Origin of the sequence: Cryobacterium sp. Hh11 (assembly GCF_004404045.1) — a bacterium.
In the GTDB taxonomy this organism is placed as follows: Bacteria; Actinomycetota; Actinomycetes; order Actinomycetales; family Microbacteriaceae; genus Cryobacterium; species Cryobacterium levicorallinum.
Window position 1 is genome coordinate 56,203 of record NZ_SOHF01000039.1, and the last position, 17,519, is coordinate 73,721.

15 protein-coding genes and 1 tRNA gene are annotated in these 17,519 nt (G+C 66.0%); 10 read left to right on the top strand and 6 right to left on the bottom strand.

The genetic code is table 11. The features are described from left to right. The first annotated feature begins 196 nt into the window (after positions 1-196). Positions 197-1,222: a hypothetical protein gene (locus tag E3T46_RS17185; protein WP_134579485.1), complete on the top strand. Its 1,026-nt coding sequence runs from the start codon at positions 197-199 to the stop codon at positions 1,220-1,222. Here the strand turns inward: E3T46_RS17185 and E3T46_RS17190 are convergent. The 4 genes from E3T46_RS17190 to E3T46_RS17205 form a co-directional block, all read right to left on the bottom strand. Further along, on the bottom strand, positions 1,219-2,703 hold the full coding sequence (locus E3T46_RS17190) for an MFS transporter (protein ID WP_134579486.1): 1,485 nt from the start codon (positions 2,701-2,703) through the stop codon (positions 1,219-1,221). The two genes, E3T46_RS17185 and E3T46_RS17190, sit on opposite strands and share 4 nt — an antisense overlap. A gap of 58 nt (positions 2,704-2,761) precedes the next feature. Beyond that, positions 2,762-2,835 (bottom strand) — tRNA-Pro (locus tag E3T46_RS17195). A gap of 77 nt (positions 2,836-2,912) precedes the next feature. Beyond that, complete coding sequence (locus E3T46_RS17200) at positions 2,913-3,905, bottom strand: metallophosphoesterase (protein WP_134579487.1); 993 nt, start codon at positions 3,903-3,905, stop codon at positions 2,913-2,915. Further along, a complete protein-coding gene (locus E3T46_RS17205; protein WP_241980887.1) occupies positions 3,902-6,499 on the bottom strand; it encodes a transglycosylase domain-containing protein in 2,598 nt (865 codons plus the stop codon). The genes E3T46_RS17200 and E3T46_RS17205 overlap by 4 nt, the downstream gene beginning before the upstream one ends. A 71-nt stretch (positions 6,500-6,570) precedes the next feature. Here E3T46_RS17205 and E3T46_RS17210 point away from each other — a divergent pair, with 71 nt between their 5' ends. Beyond that, positions 6,571-6,738 carry a DUF4177 domain-containing protein gene (locus E3T46_RS17210; protein WP_134441105.1) on the top strand — a complete coding sequence of 56 codons (168 nt, stop codon included), beginning with the start codon at positions 6,571-6,573 and terminating at the stop codon, positions 6,736-6,738. A gap of 2 nt (positions 6,739-6,740) precedes the next feature. Beyond that, positions 6,741-7,211 carry a RidA family protein gene (locus E3T46_RS17215; protein ID WP_134441106.1) on the top strand — a complete coding sequence of 157 codons (471 nt, stop codon included), beginning with the start codon at positions 6,741-6,743 and terminating at the stop codon, positions 7,209-7,211. Between the two features lie 214 nt (positions 7,212-7,425). Here E3T46_RS17215 and acs read toward each other — a convergent pair whose 3' ends face one another. Further along, positions 7,426-9,402 (bottom strand): acetate--CoA ligase, encoded by a 1,977-nt coding sequence (gene acs, locus E3T46_RS17220; protein ID WP_134579489.1) that lies wholly within the window; start codon positions 9,400-9,402, stop codon positions 7,426-7,428. 502 nt (positions 9,403-9,904) lie between these two features. Between acs and E3T46_RS17225 the strand changes: the two genes are divergently transcribed. The 5 genes from E3T46_RS17225 to E3T46_RS17245 all read left to right on the top strand — a co-directional run bounded on the left by E3T46_RS17225 (position 9,905) and on the right by E3T46_RS17245 (position 13,429). Continuing rightward, positions 9,905-11,134 (top strand): TadA family conjugal transfer-associated ATPase, encoded by a 1,230-nt coding sequence (locus E3T46_RS17225; RefSeq protein WP_134579490.1) that lies wholly within the window; start codon positions 9,905-9,907, stop codon positions 11,132-11,134. A gap of 69 nt (positions 11,135-11,203) precedes the next feature. Next, positions 11,204-12,202: a type II secretion system F family protein gene (locus E3T46_RS17230; RefSeq protein ID WP_241980889.1), complete on the top strand. Its 999-nt coding sequence runs from the start codon at positions 11,204-11,206 to the stop codon at positions 12,200-12,202. Between the two features lie 174 nt (positions 12,203-12,376). Beyond that, positions 12,377-12,601 (top strand): DUF4244 domain-containing protein, encoded by a 225-nt coding sequence (locus tag E3T46_RS17235; protein WP_134579562.1) that lies wholly within the window; start codon positions 12,377-12,379, stop codon positions 12,599-12,601. Between the two features lie 82 nt (positions 12,602-12,683). Next, positions 12,684-13,019 carry a TadE family type IV pilus minor pilin gene (locus E3T46_RS17240; protein ID WP_134579492.1) on the top strand — a complete coding sequence of 112 codons (336 nt, stop codon included), beginning with the start codon at positions 12,684-12,686 and terminating at the stop codon, positions 13,017-13,019. After that, positions 13,016-13,429 (top strand): Rv3654c family TadE-like protein, encoded by a 414-nt coding sequence (locus E3T46_RS17245; protein ID WP_134579493.1) that lies wholly within the window; start codon positions 13,016-13,018, stop codon positions 13,427-13,429. The genes E3T46_RS17240 and E3T46_RS17245 overlap by 4 nt, the downstream gene beginning before the upstream one ends. Here the strand turns inward: E3T46_RS17245 and E3T46_RS17250 are convergent. Then, positions 13,426-13,659 (bottom strand): hypothetical protein, encoded by a 234-nt coding sequence (locus tag E3T46_RS17250; RefSeq protein ID WP_134579494.1) that lies wholly within the window; start codon positions 13,657-13,659, stop codon positions 13,426-13,428. The two genes, E3T46_RS17245 and E3T46_RS17250, sit on opposite strands and share 4 nt — an antisense overlap. A gap of 207 nt (positions 13,660-13,866) precedes the next feature. Here E3T46_RS17250 and topA point away from each other — a divergent pair, with 207 nt between their 5' ends. Further along, positions 13,867-16,872 carry a type I DNA topoisomerase gene (topA, locus tag E3T46_RS17255; RefSeq protein WP_134579495.1) on the top strand — a complete coding sequence of 1,002 codons (3,006 nt, stop codon included), beginning with the start codon at positions 13,867-13,869 and terminating at the stop codon, positions 16,870-16,872. After that, positions 16,869-17,486, top strand: a complete 618-nt coding sequence (gene tmk / locus E3T46_RS17260) for a dTMP kinase (RefSeq protein WP_104133359.1) — start codon at positions 16,869-16,871, stop codon at positions 17,484-17,486. The genes topA and tmk overlap by 4 nt, the downstream gene beginning before the upstream one ends. The last annotated feature ends 33 nt before the right edge of the window (positions 17,487-17,519 follow it).

Consider the following 17,519-nt stretch of genomic DNA (forward strand, 5'->3'; position numbering starts at 1 on the left):
CCTCCTGGTTGCCGGCCCGTTTGAGCCGGCACGCCGACTAGCCACTATGCCCTACATTTCAGGCCGTGAACGCCCGGTCTAGTCCGGCTGGGGCCTGTGGAAGTCGGCGAAGTGGATGTTTAATGGCACCCCACCGCGCACCTCCCGTTGCGCTGCTGTCCCGTTCCGCAAGCCGACCCTCCCGAAGAGGACTGTTGTGGTCAGAGCCAGGCGTGTTCCGCTGCACCGACTGGTGCTCATCACGCTCGCCGTGAGCCTCACCGGGTGCGCAACAATACCCGACCTTCTCGCCGGCGGCTCGCCGCCAGCCCTGGCAGTGTCGTCGCCAACCGCACAGATGCTGACCGAATACAACTACAACTCGGCCGTCGCGAGCTTCATTGACGACCGCGCGCAGGCCACTCGTCTCATCAGCTCGGCCCGCGCCGACATCGCAGCCACCGAACTGGCCTGGCAGCAAAGCGCAGCCACAATCGGTGACAGTGTCGGTCGGGCCGAACTGCGCCGGCAGATCGACAGCGGTCTTCGCCGGGTGGATCGTGCCGCACACGAACTCGATCGGGCGAATACGGCGATCGACTTCTCCGCGGCCAGCGGCGTGTACTTCCCGTCCCGGCCCGACCTGGCAACGCAGACCGGGGTGCTGGACGGCATCCGTTTTGATCGGGCCGCCGGGCTGGCGGGTCTGGAGGAAGCGCTGGCCTCATCGGAGCTGATTGTGGCCGAGGCCGTCACTGCCTGGCATGTGGAGCAGGCTCGGTTGGCGGCCGAAGGGGCAGCGCGGGCGGAGGCAGCGCGAGTCGAAGCGGCGCGAGCGGCGGCAGAACAAGCCGCCCGGTCGGGCTCCGTCCAGTCGTCGGGTCCGGGCCGGAACGCGCCGGCGCCGGCATCCGTTTCATTCTCTAAATCGGTCTGGACGACCGGCTGGCAGAACGAGATCGACGCCTGCCAGGGTGCCGTCGACATCAGCGCGCACTACGGCGTGCCGGTGATTGCCGAGCACTGGTCGTGTGGAGGGTCACAGTTTCCGCGGGAGGGCAGCACGATCACCCTGACCGGGGCGGCCAGCGGCGCCTTTCGCGTCGGGCCGGTCACCGCCGTGCTGAATGTCGCGACCGACACCGCCGACAACGTGCCGCGCGGGTTCGACCTGCTATATCAGACCTGTCGGAACGGTTCGAGTGCCACCATGACGTTCACCGCACTCACCCGCATCGGCTAGCTGGCCGGAGCACCAGCGGCCACGCGTTTCGGCAGCGCGAAGACGAGTACGAGCGCGAGAATGGCGAACCCGGCACTGACCGCCATCGCCATGGTGGCGCTGTGCGTGAAGGCGGTGGCCACGGCATCCGCTCCCGGGCCGGTCACGGTGAGGGTACCGAAGAACACGCTGCCGATGACGGCGATACCGACCGCGCTACCGACGCGCTGCATGACGCCGACCACACCGCTCGCGCCGCCGGCTTCGGAACGGTCGACGGTTGCGACGATGAAGGACACATTCGGGGCGATGAAGAATCCGCTGCCGAGGCCCGCGATGAACAGGGGCGGCAACAGGTGCCAGTTGGTCAGCTCGCCCGGTGTCACCACGAGCATGGCCAGCCAGATCCAGATCAGGCCGATCGTGACGAAGGCGACGCCCACCACGAGCACGGTACGCCCGAGACGCTTGGCCAGGCGGTCACTCTGCGACGCCCCCAGAATGGTTCCGATCGCGAACGGGATGGAGACGAGCCCTGACTCGAGCGCGCTGTGCCCGAGGCCGGCCTGCCACAGAATCGAGATGGTGAAGAAGATGCTCGTGAAAGCTGCGAAATAAACGAGCGCGAGAATGACGCCGCCGGTGAATGCCGGGTGGGAGAACAGGTGCGGCGGCACGAGCGGGCTGCCGTTTCGCTTGGCGACGACGACTTCCCAGACGCCGAACGCGACGACGAGCAGCACCCCGACCGCGAGGGTGACAAAGGTCCAGAGCGGCCAACCCTGATCTTCGCCCTCGATCAACGGCACCAGCAGGGCAACGAGGCCCGCCGAGACGAGCACAAGGCCGAGCCAATCGATACCGGCCCGCGACGTCGGCGCGGCCTTGGGCAGCGCTGCACCGCCGGGCAGCAGAAACACGGTGGCTCCGAGCGCGAGAATACCGATCGGCAGATTCACCCAGAACACCAGGCGCCAACCGTTCTCTACGCCGAAGGCCTCGATGATGAGTCCGCCGACGATCGGGCCGAGCGCGGTGGAGACGCCAATGACCGATCCCATGATGGCGTAGGCCTTGCCGCGCGCGCTGGCCGGGAACATCAGCTGGATGACGGCGGTCACGGCCGGCACGAACATACCGCCGGCCAGTCCCTGAATCACGCGGGCGATGATCAGCTGCAGGTCATTCTGGGCGAGGCCGCAGGCGAGGCTCGCGACCGTGAACAGCGCGAGTCCGCTGAAGAACACCCATTTGTGGCCGTAACGGTCGCCGACGCGACCGGCCGGGATGAGCGCGAGGCCGAAGGCGAGGGCGTAGCCGGAAATGATCCATGACAGTGTCGCTTCCGACGCATCGAGGCTCGTGCGAATGCTCGGCAGAGCCACGTTCACGATGGTCGTGTCGAGCAGTGCCATGAACATGCCCGCCAGCAGCACGATCAGGGCCTGCCAGGCCCGGCGCGAAACGATCGGAGCTATGGGGGGAGCGGGCGTAGATGTCACAGGAGATCCTACAACAAAACCCCCACTCGCCTGGAGTGGGGGTTTTGTGTTAATACTGTCGGGGTAACAGGATTTGAACCTGCGACCTCGTCGTCCCGAACGACGCGCGCTACCAAGCTGCGCCATACCCCGATGGCCCTTAGGCCTTGATCAGTATAGGCGCTTCCGGGCCGTCCTGACGAATTGAGCGAGTAGGCAGCCAGCAGGCCTTATCCGGCGCAGAGGGTAAGCAGGGTTGCCTCGGGCGGGCAAGCGAATCGAACCGGAGCGTAAATCGACGTGCCGAGTCCGGCCGAGACATTGAGAAAGGCGGTGCGCAGCCCGTGGTTCCAGGTGCTGAGGCCCTTCACCTGGCGGCGGGGAATGTCGCAGTTGGTCACGAGCGCGCCGAAACCGGGCACGCAGACCTGGCCGCCGTGGGTGTGCCCGGCCAGAATTAGCTGGGCGCCGTGATTCACGAACGAGTTCAACACCCGCTGGTACGGCGCATGGGCGACGCCGATGGTGAGCGTGGAGCGCGGGGCCGCGGCCTCCTCCGGGTCGGGCCAGACGTCGTCACCGAGCGGATCGTTCGCCCGCAGGTCATCGATCGCGCGCGTGATCAGGTCGAGCCGGTCGCGCCCGATGTGCGGGTCGTCGACGCCGAAGAACTCCACGTGGGTGCCCTTCAGGTCGAGGGACTCGGCCGCATTGTTGATGTCGGTCCAGCCGAGATCGGCAAACACCCGGCGCAGGGCATCGGTGTCGAGTTCCTCGCGGCGCACGTTGCGCCGGCTGGACGGCCCGCCGAAATAGGTGAACGGGTTCTTCAGCTGTGGCCCGACATAGTCGTTGGAACCGTTGACGAACACGCCGGGGATGCCTCGGAACGGTGCGAGGGCATATTCGATGCCGGTGACGCCGTTTTCATGCCCGAGGTTGTCGCCGGTGTCGACGACAAGATCAGGCTTCAGTGTGGCGAGGCTGCGCACCCACTCCTGCTTGTTTTTCTGCCACGGGGCCATGTGCAGGTCGGAGAGATGCAGCACCCGAATGGGCGCTGACCCCGGTGCGAGCACCGGAACGCTCACCTCACGCAGCGTGAACCGGGTGCGCTCGACCAGTGCCCCCCAGGCGAAGGCGGCGAGGCCGACCGCGCCAGCAGCGACGAGGGACGTGCCGACGAGACGGACACCACCGCCGAGGCCACGAGCCGCGGTCATTCGTCCTTCTTGTCGGTGCTGGCGTCCGCATTAGGAGCCGTGTATTTTCCGACGACAATCGTCACGGCGTCGCCGGGGCGACTGGCCGTTCCTTCGCCGGGCTGCACGGCGACAACCTTGCCGTCCTGGGCCTTGTCCATTGTGATCTGTTCGGTTTTGGCCACCGTGAAACCGTACGGAGCGGCGGTGAGCGTGCTGCGGGCATCCGCTTCACTCTTGCCGATGACGGCCGGAATGGTGACGCCGGTGCCATCACTCGAGTAAGCCGTGATGCTGGAACCGCGACTCGAGGAGGACCCGCCGGCCGGGTCGGTGTTGGCCACGGTACCGGCCGGCATCTCAGAGCTCGTCACGCCGCCGTCGACGAACAGGAAGCCGGAGGCTTCGATGGCGGATTTGGCGTCGGACATCGACTTGCCGCGCACGTCGGGTACCGGAACAGACACCGCGTTGATCACGCTGGACGAGGCCTCGGGGAATTCGCCTTCGCCGTACCGTTCGTTGGCCTTGGACATGATGATCGGCCAGATGCGGTGGCGAGCCTCGGCGGTATACATGCCGTTCAGGTAGGCGTTTCTGGACCGCTGACTCTTCCAGTTGGACCCACCCACATTGACCACGCCGACGACGGTGGCCACCTTGGTGGTGGCACCGCTCATCCAAGTGTCCTTGGACCCGTCTGTGGTTCCGGTCTTACCGATCATGGGCAGGCTGTGAGTCGTTCTGTTGTTGGACTGTACGGCCGTTCCACGGGTCATGACCGTTTTCATGGCGTACTGCATGCCGGCAGCGACCGAGGGTTCAACCGACTGCTGGCAGGTGGACTTGGGGATGGGCAGCTCGGTGCCATCGGACCCGATGATCTTGGTGATGGCGATTTCACTGCAGGTCATGCCGTTGTTGGCGATGCCGGCAAAGGCCACCGCCATGGTCAGCGGGGCGATCTCGTTGGTGCCGATCACTGAAGCGGCACCCTGGTCGAGGTCCGCGCCGTCGGCCCGGTGCACACCAAAGGCTTCGGCGGTCGTGCGGATGCCGCAGAGGTCGAGCTTCTTGGCCATGCCGATGAAGCCCGTGTTAATCGAGCCGGTGGTGGACTGCAGGGCCGAGTAGTTGGTGCCGCCCTCGTTGGAGTCGTTGCGCGGGTTGAAAGGCGGCGAGTCGTTGTCGTAGTTCCGCACGCCGAGGCAGCTGTCCTGAAAGTTGCCCCAGTTGGACTTGCGGCGGGAATCGACACGCTCGGTGAGTGCGTGGCCTTCCTTGAGCCACTCGGCCAGGGTGAACACCTTGTAGGTAGAACCGGGCTGGAACCCGCCGGAGCCGCCGTAGGCGAAGTCGGTGTTGTAGTTCACGCTGGTGTAGTTGGCGCCGGTGGCCTGCACGGCGGGGTCCTGGCTGTAGTCCTTGTTCTGGGTCATGACCAGGACGTTGCCCGTGCCGACCTGCACGCTGGACACCACGCCGCCAACGTTCCAGTCATTGACAACCTTGGGAATGTTCGCGTTGAGCGCGGCCACGGCGGTGGCTTGAAGTTCGAGGTCGAGAGTTGTGTAAACGTCGAATCCGCCGCGGGTGAAGTTGTCGAGGCGTTCCTCTGCGGTCGCGCCAAAGGTCTCATTGTTCTTGAGCACCTTGGTCACGTAGTCGCAGAAGAAGGCGTTGTCGCCGGCGGTCTGGCAGCCGGTGCTGGGCACGGTGATGACGGGCTCGACCGGTGCTGCCACAGCGGCGTCGTAGTCGGCCTGGGCGATCTTGTCGTACTTGAGCATCTCGTTGAGAATGTAGTCGCGACGAAACTTATTGTCGGCGTAGCCGTTGGCCGCACCATTGGTTTCGCTGTCGGGGTGGTCGAGCTGAAACTTGACCGGGTTGTTCACGATCGCCACCAGACTGGCCGCCTGCGGCAGGGTGAGCAGTGCCGCGGTGGTGTTGAAATAGTAGTTGGCAGCGGCTTCGATGCCGTAGACCGATCCGCCATACCCGGCAATGTTCAGATAGCCGCGAAGAATGTCTTCTTTTTCGTACTTCTTCTCGATGCCGATGGCCAAACGCATTTCGCGCAGCTTGCGGTCAGCGGTCGGCTTGGTGGCATCGGAATAGCAGGCGTCGGCCTCGTCGGCGTCGGTCATCACCTCGCACTTTTGAATGAGCACGTTCTTCACGTACTGCTGCGTGATCGAGGAACCACCGCGAGTGTCACCGCCGGCCAGGGTCTGCACGGCACCGTTGAAGCTGGACTGAATGTCGACGCCACCGTGCTCCATGAAGCGCGGGTCTTCACCGGCGATGGCGGCATCCTTGGCGAACTGGCTGATCGCGTCGGAGGCCACATCGACCCGGTTCTGCTCGTAGAACGAGGCGAGGAGTACTCGGGTGCCCACCGGATCCGCGGCGTCGGTCGACGCGTAGATGTTGCTCTTCTGGGAGAGCCGATCGATGGAGAGGTACTCGGGCAGGCTGTCGAACACGTTGATCGTGTTCGTGGCGGCCATGCCGGACAGGGCAACGGCTGGGGCGACGGCGGCGGTCACGAGAATACCGGCGACGGCACTCATCCCGACGAGACCCAGGAGACCGCCCAGAGCCCCGCTCACGGTTCGATTTTTGGCAGACATAGAATTGAGCGTAAGCGACAAATCTGAAAGCCCGCCTCAATAGGAGTCACATGCCCGCCTGGGAGTACCTCACAACGCCGTTGATGATCCACAACACGGCCGCCATTCTGAACAACTGGGGCTCTGACGGGTGGGAACTCGTGCAGGTCGTACCCGGTCCAGAAGGTGGCCTCGTTGCCTACCTGAAACGCCCCCTCGCCGCCAAGGAAGGGGCATAGTCGTGTCGAAGATCGAAGCACGCCTGGCCGAACTGGGCCTTGAACTGCCCAGCGTCGTGCCGCCGGTCGCCGCCTACCTGCCCGCCGTGATCAGCAACGGTTTCGTCTACACCGCCGGCCAGCTGCCGATGGTTTCTGGCGCGCTGCCTGCTGCCGGCAAGGTCGGCGACGGCCACGGCCTGATCCCAGCCGCTGATGCTCAGGAGTATGCCCGCACCTGCGCGCTCAACGGCCTCGCCGCCATCAAGAGCGTGATCGGTTCGCTTGACCGCATCACCCAGGTGGTCAAGGTCACCGGCTTCGTCGCCTCCGATCCCGCGTTCACCGGCCAGCCGGCCGTGGTCAACGGTGCTTCGAACGTTCTGGTCGAGATCTTCGGCGACATCGGGCGTCACGCCCGCTCCGCCGTGGGTGTTGCGGTGCTGCCGCTCGATGCTCCGGTCGAGATCGAGTTCGTCGTCGCCTTCGCATAAGTACGTGTTCGGCGCGCCGGGCATCCGCTTTTGAAACGGATGCCCGGCCCGCGGTGGCGAATTCAGGAAAAATGCGACGGCGGTGTCCAGCGCGGCCCGCAATCGCGGGGTGCCGGCACACGGCTGACCCGGTTTTCCTGAATTAGCCACCGCAAAGACCTGAGGCCGCTCCCTGGTGGGGCGGCCTCAGTGGTTGAACGCGAGTTTGGCGCGGCTACTTCTTCTTCATCTGCGAGGTTATGGTGTTCATCACCATCGTGTCGGCGAGGGTCGTCACATCACCGACGTCGCGCCCCTCGGCCGCGTCGCGCAGCAGACGGCGCATGATCTTGCCGGAGCGGGTTTTCGGCAGCTCGTCGACGATGTAGATGTCGCGCGGGCGGGCGATCGCACCGATCTGCTGGGCGACGTGCTTGCGCAGAATGCCGACGATGTCCTCGTGCGAGGCGATTTCGGCCTGACTGAACTTGATCACAACGAACGCGACGACGGCCTGACCGGTCGTTTCGTCGGCGGCGCCGACCACGGCCGCTTCAGCGGTGAGCGAGTGTGCCACGAGCGAGGACTCGATCTCGGCGGTCGACAGGCGGTGCCCCGAGACGTTCATTACGTCGTCGACGCGCCCGAGCAGCCAGATGTCACCGTCGTGGTCGAGGCGGGCACCATCGCCGGCAAAGTACAGCGGGCCGTCCTTCGCGCCGGTGGTTCCCTCGAACTTGTCCCAGTAGGTCTCCTTGAAACGCTCCGGGTCGCCCCAGATACCGCGGAGCATGGCGGGCCAGGGCTGGGTGACCACGAGGAGTCCGCCGTTGCCGTGGCCAACGTGCAGGCCGTCATCGTCGAGCACGTCGATGGTGATGCCCGGAACGGGAACCTGGGCCGCGCCCGGCTTCGTCTCAGTGAGACCCGCGAGGGCCGAGACCATGATCGATCCGGTCTCGGTCTGCCACCAGGTGTCAACGATGGGCGTGATGTTGCTGCCGATGACCTCGCGGTACCACATCCAGGCTTCGGGGTTGATGGGCTCACCGACCGAGCCGAGCACACGCAGGCTCGACAGGTCGAACTTCTGCGGAATCTGGCGGCCGAGCTTCATGAAGGTACGGATGGCCGTGGGCGCTGTATACAGAATCGAGACCTTATACTTCTCGATAATTTCCCACCAGCGACCGGTGTGCGGAGAATCGGGGGTGCCTTCGTACAGCACCTGGGTGGCGCCGTTGGCGAGGGGGCCGTAGACGACGTAGCTGTGTCCGGTGATCCAGCCGACGTCGGCGGTGCACCAGTAAACATCCGTTTCGGGCTTGAGATCGAACACATTCTGGTGGGTGAACGCGTTCTGCGTGAGGTAGCCGCCGCTGGTGTGCAGGATGCCCTTGGGGGCGCCGGTCGTACCCGATGTATACAGAATGAACAGCGGGTTCTCGGCCGGGAAGGCCTCAGCCTCATGCTCGGGGGAGGCCGTCTCCATGGCATCGGACCACCAGATGTCGCGGTCGTTCCACTGCACGTCCTGGCCGGTGCGCTTGACCACGAGAACGTTCTTCACCGAGGAGTCGTTGGTCTGGAGGGCAGCGTCGACGGCCGGCTTCAGGGCGCTGATCTTGCCCTTGCGGTAGCCGCCGTCGGCCGTTATAACGAGCACGGCGTTGGCATCGTCGATGCGCGAGCGCAGGCTTTCGGCACTGAAACCACCGAAGATGACCGAGTGCACGGCGCCGATGCGGGCCACGGCAAGCATCGAAATCACCGCCTCCGGAATCATCGGGAGGTAGATGGCCACGCGTTCGCCGGCCTTGACGCCGAGGCCGAGCAGCACGTTGGCGGCCTTTTTGACCTCGCTGGTGAGCTCGGCGTAGGTGTAGCTGCGGGAATCGCCGGGCTCGCCCTCGAAGTAGAGGGCGACGCGGTCGCCGTTACCGGCGAGGATGTGACGGTCCAGGCAGTTGTACGCGACGTTGAGTTCACCGTCTTCAAACCACTTGGCAAACGGCGGGTTGGACCAGTCGAGAGACTTGGTGAACGGCTTGTGCCAGTGCAGTAGATTGCGCGCCTGATCAGCCCAAAATGCGGCCGGGTCCTTTTGCGCTTCGGTGTACAGTTCCGGTGTAGCTGCGGTCTCCGCTGCAAATTCCGGAGTGGGTGGGAATCGGCGCGATTCGTGGAGGAGGGTATCGATGTTGACCGTCATATTTGTAATTCGCTCCTTTGCGGTACGTGCATGCAGGACATTGCCAGCTCAACTGAACCCTACCGGTTCCGGGCCGATCTCTGTATACAGAGCGACTTTTTGAGCAATAGGAACCTAGAAATTAGATTCGAAATGGCAATTCTGTACGCCCCCAAGCGAGTGTCCTCTCTTTGGAGGACATTGGACTTGCAATTTGTCCCGGGCCGCGTAAACTAAAACACGTCTGGATGAAAGTTCTGACCAGCAAGACGTATGGTTCCCCCCAATCTGCGTGTTGCTAGGCGGCACCTGTTCCCCCCAATAGGTGCCGCCCCTTCTATTTAAATGCGCAGATCGTCAGGCGTGGGTCGCTTGCGTGGCAGCTCATTTCAGGGCAGGTCGGGCGTGCCAGGTGCGCTGCGTGGGGCTGGTGCCGATCCTCCCCAGACGCGACCAGCAGCCGTTTCCCACCGATCCCGGCGGCGGCCTACCTGCGCGCCCGGACCCGCTCTACGGTCGGAGCATGGTCCAGCCCTTCGTCGCCGTTCCGTCTTACGCCGTTCCGGGTGTCGCCGGTTCGTCTTGCGCCGGCGCGGTTGCGGCGTCGCCTGCGAATCCGCGCACCGCGTCGGGCACACGACCGCTCGCTGCGCCGCAGCGAGCGCCGACTCCCCGGCATCGCACGGTGCCCACGGATGCCGTAGGTACCGTGCCGCAGAACAGCGCCGTTCTGCAGGCGGTCGCCGCTGGCGGCATCCCCGGCGGGATCGGCGCCGAACCGGTTTACAGCCCGACTCGCCCCGGGACCAACCGTTCCGACCTTCGGGCGCTCGGCCCGCTGGCCGGCTACGCCGAAGACCCCGAGACCACCGACCTGTTCGTCAACGGGGATTCCGGGCTGTGGATTGATGCCGGCCACGGCCTTGCCTTCGCACCGGCCTGGCAGCTCGGTGAGGCGGAGGTACGTGCTCTGGCCGTGCGGCTGATCGCCCTCGGCGGGCGACACATCGACGAGGCCAGTCCCTGCGTTGACGTTCGGCTGGCCGACGGCATTCGGGTGCACGCGGTACTGCCTCCGGTATCCAGCACGGGAACGCTCCTGTCGATTCGGCTTCCGCACGCCGCGCATCGTAGCCTCGGTGCGCTCGCGGAAGCCGGTTTGTTCGGCGTGGGCGAGGCATCCGCTGCCCGGCTGAACCGACTGCGTGCGGCGGTGCGCGGTCGGCAGAACCTGCTCATCACCGGCGCGGCCGGCAGCGGAAAGACCACCCTGCTGGCCGCATTGCTCGGCGAGGCACCGGCCGACGAGCGCATCGTCGCGATCGAAGACGTGGCCGAGCTGCGCATCCTGCATCCGCACGTTGTCGCGCTCGAGGCCAGGCAAGCCAATCTGGAGGGCGCCGGACGCATCGGCCTCGAGGCCCTGCTGCGTGAAGCTCTGCGCATGCGGCCGGATCGGCTCGTTCTGGGCGAGTGCCGCGGATCCGAGATTCGGGAGCTGCTCGCGGCGCTGAATACCGGGCACGATGGGGGAGCTGGCACCCTGCACGCGAATTCCCTCGACGACGTACCGGCCCGTCTGGAAGCCCTCGGGGCGCTCGCCGGCATGAGCGCGGCGGCGGTAGCCCGCCAAACGGTGAGCGCGATCGGGCTCGTGCTGCACCTGGAACGTACCGAGGGGGTGCGGCGGCTGGAGGCGGTCGGCCGGTTTACGCTCAATGGTCGGGACCGCCTGGCGATCGAGGCCCTGTGATGCGGCCGTGGGCAGCGATCGCGTGGTGCGATGTGCCTCTTCACACGGTCGCGAGGGGAGGATCCGCTCTTGCGGCACGGTGAATCGGTGCCGCCGATCGAGGAGGTCGCGGCGGTCACCCAACGGCTGGCCGTGCTGCTCTCGGCCGGCGTTTCTCCGGTCTCGGCCTGGGGCTATTTGTTACCAACCTCGGGTGGCCCGCCGGCGACAACGAGTCGTACCGTGCCACGCGCCGGATCGCCCGCGGCGGGCGGCGCGGAGACTGCGACCACGGGCATTCTGCGGGCTGCCGCTCGGGCTGCGGCCCGTGGCGACAGCGTGGCCGATGCGATCGCCGGGCAGGCACGCGGCGAGACCGAATCCGCCTGGCGGGGACTCGCTGCGGCCTGGCAGGTCGCCACCCAGGCCGGGGCACCACTGGCCGGTTGCCTGCGGGAACTCGCCGCGTCACTGCGTGACCTGGCGCAGGTGCAGCGCGACCTCGAGGTCGCCCTGGCCGCCCCGCGCGCGACGGCACGATTGGTCATGGTGCTGCCGGTGATCGGCATCCTCTTTGGCAGCCTGATGGGCTTCGACTCGGTGCACACGCTGTTCGCGACCGTGCCCGGGCTGCTCTGCCTGGCCGGCGGCGGTGTGCTCATGGCCGCCGCTGCGGGTTGGAGCCGCGCGCTGGTACACCGAGCGGCGCCGACCGAGCTGACTCCCGGTTTGCGACTCGAACTCATGGCCATTGCCATGTCCGGGGGCGGGTCGATCGATCGTTCCCGGGCGTTCGTGCACGCTGCGGCTGAGCGCTATGCGATCGGGTCTGGAGCGGAGTCGGAGGATGATCCAATCGAGCGGGTGCTTGACCTGTCGACCCGGGCGGGGGTTCCGGCAGCGGAATTGTTGCGCAGCGAAGCCGAACAAGTGCGACGGGATGCCCGAAGTGCGGGACAGCGTCGAGCCGGGACCCTCTCGGTGACGCTCATGCTGCCGCTCGGCCTGTGCATTCTGCCCGCGTTCATGCTCGTCGGCGTCGTGCCACTGCTGATCAGCGTGCTCTCCTCCACCCTCGCCACGTTCTAAGGCTGTGCACAGATCAGCGGATGCGTGCGGCTGCCACTTCCAGATCGGAGCAGAGTGAATGCGCTCGTGCCACCCAACCCGCGTCGACAGACGCCAGAAGGAGACGAGCCTGTGTATACAAAGATCGGGTCAGTGGAAAAAGCGGTGCCTGTCGCGGTGGTGTCTGCCGACGTGATGCTGGCCGAAACCGTGCCGGAGGAATCAGCGGCTAACACTGTGCTGCCCGCGCGAAGTACCCTGCGACGGCTGACCGACGAGGCCGGAGCTGCCACCGCCGAATACGTGGTCGCCACGATGGCCGCGGTTGGCTTCGCCGGATTGCTCATCGTCATTCTGCGCAGCGACGAGGTACGTGGGATGCTCACCGACCTGGTGCGCCGTGCACTCAGCATCGGGTAGTCGCGGGCGCGCGCATCGGAGGCAGGCCTGGCCGAGCCGGTCCAGTCGGGCGAGTCGGGAAAATTGGGCCAGCCGGTCAAGGATGAGCGGTCAGACGAATCGGGGCAGCATTACGGCCGAGTTCGCCACCGCGCTGCCGGCCGTTGTGCTCGTGCTGGCCTGCTGCCTGGGCGCAGTGCAGGTCGTCGGGGTGCAGGTGCGGCTGACGGATGCCGCCGCCACCGCGGCGCGGGTCCTGTCCCGCGGCGACAGTGTGGCCCGCGCAGCGGCGCTCGTCGCCGGTGCAGTGTCGGGAGCCGACCTGGCGGCGGAACGACGCGGCGAATTCGTCTGCGCCCGAGTCACCGCGACCGGCTCTGGTCTGTTCGCGGAGCTCACCCTCGAAGCGCGTTCCTGCGCCCTCGCCGGTGGCCAGTGAGCGCGGGCGGGCGGCGGGGCGGGCCCGAGCGGGGGGCAGGCTCGATCCTCGCGATCGCGGTGCTTGGTGCCACCGTGCTGCTGACGATCCTCGTTGTGTCCACCCTCGCGCTGCTCGCGGTCGGCCGGTCCATCGCGAATGCCGCTGACGCGGCCGCGCTCGCTGCGGCCGACACCGCATCCGGGGCAATCGCGGGCTATCCCTGCCCAGCGGCGGATGCCGTCGCAGCGCTCAACGAGGTGGCCGTAACCCGCTGCGCGGTGACCGGGCTGCTCGCATCCGTTTCGGTGAGTCGCACGGTTCTGGGCATCGAGCTCTCGGCGAGCGCACGGGCCGGGCCGCCGCCGGAGTCTGCACTGCCGGAGGCTGCACCGCCTGAAACTCAGCCGCCCGAAGGCGACCCCACCTAAGCGAGCAGAACCTCGAGGTACCGGTACTCGACCGCCGTAGGACGACCGGATTCGGAGCCCTCGAACTCCCGGCCGGCACCACGCGCATAGAGATATCGTTTGCCAGCGTCGGCCGGAATCTCAATGCGCGGTTGCGGATCGCCCGAATCGAGGAAGGTCGTCGTGATTGTCTTGCCCTGGAGGGGGCCATCCGTCAACATCGCGGTGTATGTGGCCGTCATTGTACCCATGGGTCTATTCTGCACTCTGGCTTACAAACGGCAAGGGTATCGAGCCGACACGCGGCACGCCCAGAGCGAACTGGATGGTCGCTGGGAGTGGCGTGTATGCCAGCGGGACGCGCCGACCGGCACCCGTCGATTAGGCGGGCACTCCATTCCAGTGTGTATGGTGTGCCTTGGCCCATCATTTGGCCACTACCTATAAAGAGGAGTCTGGTGCCAGGCACTAAGAAGCTGGTCATTGTTGAATCACCGACCAAGATGAAGTCGATCGCCGCGTATCTCGGCGACGGCTATGAAGTTTTGTCTTCGGTCGGTCATATTCGCGATCTGATCGAGCCGAAAAACCTGCCGCCGGAACTCAAGAAGGGTGCGCTCGGCCGATTCTCGGTCGATGTGGAAAACGGTTTCGAACCGTACTACGTGGTCTCCGACGCCAAGAAGAAGACCGTCAGCGAACTCAAGCGTGCCCTCAAGAATGCGAACGAACTCTTGCTCGCAACTGATGAGGACCGCGAAGGCGAGGCCATTGCCTGGCACCTGCTGCAGGTGCTGCAGCCCAAGGTTCCGGTCAAGCGCATGGTGTTCCACGAGATCACCAAGGACGCCATCCTCGCTGCCAAGGACAATACTCGCGACCTCGATACCGCCCTCGTCGACGCGCAGGAAACCCGGCGCATCCTCGACCGCATCTACGGCTACGAGATCTCTCCGGTGCTCTGGCGCAAGGTCGGCCCGGGCCTCTCCGCTGGCCGCGTGCAGAGCGCCGCGACCCGCCTCGTCGTCGACCGGGAGAAGGAGCGCCTCGCGTTCGTCTCGGCCGGCTACTGGGATCTGCTGGCGCGACTGGGGGCATCCGCTTCAGAAACAGACCAGGCCTTTGACGCGAAGCTCGTGCGTCTGAACGGTGAGCGCATCGCCACCGGCGGCGATTTCGACGATTCGGGTGCGCTCAAGCCGACCGTGAAGGCCGTCACCCTCGACGCGTCCGCTGCTCAGGCACTGACGATCGCTCTGAAGAGCCCGGGCGTCAAGCTCGAGGTCACCAAGGTCACTTCCAAGCCGTACCGTCGCAGCCCCGCCGCACCATTCACGACCTCGACCCTGCAGCAGGAAGCGGCGCGCAAGCTGCGCTTCACCGCCCGGCAGACCATGAGCGTGGCGCAGTCGCTGTACGAAAACGGGTACATCACCTATATGCGTACCGACTCGCCGTCGCTCGGGCAGCAGGCTCTCACCGCTGCCCGCACCCAGGCGGCCGCGCTCTACGGTGCTGAAACGGTTCCGGATGCCCCGCGCGCCTACAAGGGCAAGAGCAAGAATGCGCAGGAAGCGCACGAGGCAATTCGCCCCTCCGGCGACACTTTCCGCACCCCGACCTCGCTCGCGTCGAGCCTGCGTGGCAACGACTTCAAGCTCTATGACCTCATCTGGAAGCGCACCGTCGCCTCGCAGATGAAGGACGCCACCGGTTTGACCGCCTCGGTGACCATCGCCGCCGGCCCGACCGGCACGTCGGAGCACCCCGCCGCCTCGGGCGCGCTCGCCGAGTTCTCGGCCAGCGGAACCGTCATCACCTTCCGCGGCTTCATGCTCGCCTACGAAGAGTCCAAGGACGAAGAGCGCAACGCGTCGACGGATGCGACCGAGTCCAAGCTGCCGCCACTCGAAGAGGGCCAGAAGCTGGCCCTGCAGGGCCTCGAGGCCAAGGGCCACGAGACCACCCCGGCCGCCCGCTACACCGAGGCCAGCCTGGTTAAGAAGCTCGAAGAGCTCGGCATCGGCCGGCCGTCGACCTTCGCCTCGATCATCTCCACCATCACCGAGCGTGGCTACGTCACGCCGCGCGGCCAGTCGCTCGTTCCCAATTGGATCGCCTTCTCGGTCGTGCGCCTGCTCGAAGAATTCTTCGGAGACCTGGTCGAATACGACTTCACCGCCGAGATGGAGGACGACCTCGACCGCATCGCCGGCGGCGAAGCCAACCGTCTGGACTGGCTCAACAGCTTCTACTTCGGCAGCGATAAGCATCGCGGCCTGCGCCAGGTCATCGACAACCTCGGTGAGATCGACCCGCGGGTGATCAACTCGGTCACCATCAGCGATGACATCACCCTGCGCATCGGCAAGTATGGCCCCTACCTCGAGGTCATCGACCCCGACGCTGCAGCGGATGCCCCGCCCCGCCGGGTGAACATTCCGCCGGAACTCGCTCCCGACGAATTGACCGCGACGAAGGCCCGCGAACTCATCGACGCCCCGGTCGTCACCGACCGTGTGATCGGACTCAACCCGGAGAACGGCAAGGAGATCGTCGCCAAGGACGGCCGCTTCGGCCCGTATGTCACCGAGCTCGCGCCAGCTCCGGACGAGCCGGTTGTTCCGGTTGTCGTGGCTGTTCCCGTGGAAACGATCGACCCCGCCACCGGCGAGGTCACGGTGACTAAGCCGAAGCGCAAGCCGGCCGTTAAGAAGGTGGCCGCTGCTGACAAGCCGCGCACAGCATCCATTTTCAAATCGATGGATCTGGCCACCGTCGACTTGGAAACCGCGCTGCGCCTGCTCGCCCTGCCGCGCATGGTGGGGCTCGACCCGGAGACCGGCACCGAGATTCTGGCCCAGAACGGCAAGTTCGGGCCGTACCTGAAGAAAGGCATCGACACCCGGTCGCTCACGAGCGAAGACCAGATCTTCGACATCGACCTGCCCGGTGCGATCGAGCTGTACGCCCAGCCGAAATATGGCGCCCGCCGTGCGTCGAGCGCCCTGAAGGAATTCGAAGCGCCCGACCCCGAAAGCGGTAAGGCGATCAAGATCAAGGACGGCCGGTTCGGCGCGTATGTGACCGACGGGGTTACCAACGCGACGATTCCCAAATCTGAGGACATCGAGGAGATCGACTTCGAGCGGGCCGTGCAGCTGCTCGCTGACAAGCGGGCCAAGGGTCCGGCGGCTCCTCGCAAGAAGGCGCCGGCCAAGAAGGCCGCCGTCAAGAAGCCGGCCGTGAAGAAGGCGCCGACGGCAGCAGCGAAGGCTGCCACCGCTAAGAAGGCTGCTGCGACCCGTGCCGCGAACGCGGCGGCCAAAGCAGCGTTGGCCGGCACACCAGTGGCTCCGGTCAAGAAGGCCGCGGTCAAGAAGCCCGCCGCCAGGAAAGCGCCAGTGAAGAAACCGGCCAGCTCTGCCGCTGACGCGGCCTCGACCACCACGATTGCGCCGTGACCGGCCTCTTCATCACCCTGGAAGGCGGCGATGGATCAGGCAAGACCACGCAGGCGCTCCTGCTCACCAACTGGCTTGAGGAGCGGGGGCGCACCGTCGTGCGCACCCGCGAGCCCGGCGGAACGGATGTCGGGGTCGCGATTCGCGAGATCGTACTGCACCACCGCGGCGAGGTGGATCCGCGCGCCGAAGCCCTGCTCTACGCCGCAGACCGGGCCCAGCACGTCGGTACGAAGCTGCGGCCGGCGCTCGCCCGCGGCGATGTCATCGTGCAGGACCGCTACCTCGACTCCTCGGTCGCCTACCAGGGGGCGGGCCGGGTGCTCGGCGCCACCGAGGTGCGGGACCTGTCGCTCTGGGCCGCCGAGGGGCTTCTGCCCGATCTGACCGTGCTGCTCGACCTCGACTCGCGCGCCGCCCGGGCCCGCCTCGAAGCCGACGACAAGGTCTTCGACCGGCTCGAGGCCGAGAAGAACGACTTTCACGCCCGCGTGCGCGCCGCTTTTCTCGAGCTGGCCGCCGCGGAGCCCGCCCGTTTTCTGGTAGTGGATGCTGCGGCCCCCGCCGCCGAGGTCGCCGCCATCATCCGAGCTCGAGTTTCCACCCTCCTCTAGCGTTTCGGGCCCGCAACCCGGGCCCGGTTTATA

Coding starts and splice junctions, on each gene's coding strand:
- acs (WP_134579489.1), bottom strand. CDS start 9,402: ATGACGGTCAACATCGATACCCTCCTCCACGAATCGCGCCGATTCCCA.
- E3T46_RS17200 (WP_134579487.1), bottom strand. CDS start 3,905: ATGACCGCGGCTCGTGGCCTCGGCGGTGGTGTCCGTCTCGTCGGCACG.
- E3T46_RS17250 (WP_134579494.1), bottom strand. CDS start 13,659: ATGGGTACAATGACGGCCACATACACCGCGATGTTGACGGATGGCCCC.
- E3T46_RS17240 (WP_134579492.1), top strand. CDS start 12,684: ATGAGCGGTCAGACGAATCGGGGCAGCATTACGGCCGAGTTCGCCACC.
- E3T46_RS17210 (WP_134441105.1), top strand. CDS start 6,571: ATGCCCGCCTGGGAGTACCTCACAACGCCGTTGATGATCCACAACACG.
- E3T46_RS17225 (WP_134579490.1), top strand. CDS start 9,905: ATGGTCCAGCCCTTCGTCGCCGTTCCGTCTTACGCCGTTCCGGGTGTC.
- E3T46_RS17235 (WP_134579562.1), top strand. CDS start 12,377: ATGCTGGCCGAAACCGTGCCGGAGGAATCAGCGGCTAACACTGTGCTG.